This window comes from Salinivibrio sp. HTSP, from assembly GCF_003390965.1.
GTDB lineage: Bacteria > Pseudomonadota > Gammaproteobacteria > Enterobacterales > Vibrionaceae > Salinivibrio > Salinivibrio kushneri.
In genome coordinates this window covers 1-1,397 of the sequence record NZ_PXUD01000107.1, presented here as the reverse complement: position 1 = coordinate 1,397, position 1,397 = coordinate 1, and the positions used below count along the sequence as shown (strand labels likewise).

Here is a 1,397-nt window from a genome sequence, read left to right as displayed (position 1 = left end):
GTCAGGCTGCAGACGAGAGTGTTGCACTTCGCGGTTGAATCCGCGCTTTTCTTGTAACGCTTACAGGATGCGGAGGGCCGGGAGAATCCGAGACAAGGTTTGACGGTGGTTACGTACTGAGGGATCCCCTCATAAATCCGCCAATGCATAGCCATCTTTTAAGAGCTGCTGAGCTAAAACTACCCCCGCTGCTAAGAGGTGTTGAGTCGTTATTTCGTAGTCGGGTCGCCTGAGCAGTTCCATGCCTAACCGGACAGTAGACAGGACATTTCGGCTTCTGACTGTATTCGCTTGAAAGTGCCTGTCCCATCCTTGGCTCTGCGCATGTATTCCTGCCAGCCAAAACATAAGTTGCAGCATGAGGGCTATCAGCAAAATGATATCGAATCTTTTTGGGCAACGAGTCCGGCTTTGGCGTAGGCCTAATCCGTATACGGGACTCTTTACGTCTCGGAAGGCTTCCTCTATCTGCATACGCTTTGCGTAAAGCTTTACCAACTGCTTGGGCGTACGGGCTGCTGTTGGTAGGTTAGTGGCCAATACCCATGGCTCCTTTACCGAGTCAGCGTACACCTTGGGCGATGGATGGTGGCAGTTTGTTCGGGTAGAGCGCTGACTCTTACGGCCTTTAGGCAATGCGCTATACAGCACGAGTTGGCAGTTGATGACATTGCTTTTGGTCAGTTTTTGATAACCAAGACTTTTGGCTCTGCTAGAGGCTTTGCTATGTAAGCGACTGACTGGCCGCCAATTCTCGGCACCTGGCTCAGAAAATTGCACTTTACCTCTTACTCGACTCAGCCAGTACCATCCGTGTTTCTCAACAGACTTGTACCATGGCACTTTAAATCCAGCATCACTGATAATCAGTGGAGTCACCGAAGAAGGTAAGATGCTTGCTAGGTCAGATAAAAACTGATCATGAGCAGACTTAGAGCACTGCTTTGACAGTGGAAAGGCCTTTTCATATAAAGTGACCGAACGCCCTTGGAGCGCCACAGACGCTCGCAGCACCATAAGTCGCTTGTGTTCACGGATATCAGACCAATCGACGAGCACCACTGGCATGGGGTTGCCTGCACAGATAAAACGCGCATGCCAACGGTAAACGGCGAGCCTCTCCTGATGCAGGTGATGGTTACCTAACAGGCGATCCATCCGCTTTATGTTATGTTTGGCTCTGGCTTGGCAGGGTAAGTGACGACCAAGCTCAGTGAGCGTTAGCGTTTTACTATCAAGCAATGCTCGACACGCTAACATCAAGCTATTTAGTCGCTTTAAGTGCAGTTCAGGGCAGAATTGGTAGAGAGAATCGTGTAATATATTGAGTTCGCACATCTTGTTATCTGGTTGGCGTTGTTTCCTAAATCATTGAACTTGTCGTCCGAGCCGCGATC

1 protein-coding gene is annotated in these 1,397 nt (G+C 49.7%); it reads right to left on the bottom strand.

All coding sequences use genetic code 11. The features are described from left to right. Window positions 1-129 precede the first annotated feature (129 nt). Complete coding sequence (locus tag C7A19_RS14670; RefSeq protein ID WP_116645270.1) at window positions 130-1,338, bottom strand: IS4 family transposase; 1,209 nt, start codon at window positions 1,336-1,338, stop codon at window positions 130-132. Window positions 1,339-1,397 lie beyond the last annotated feature (59 nt).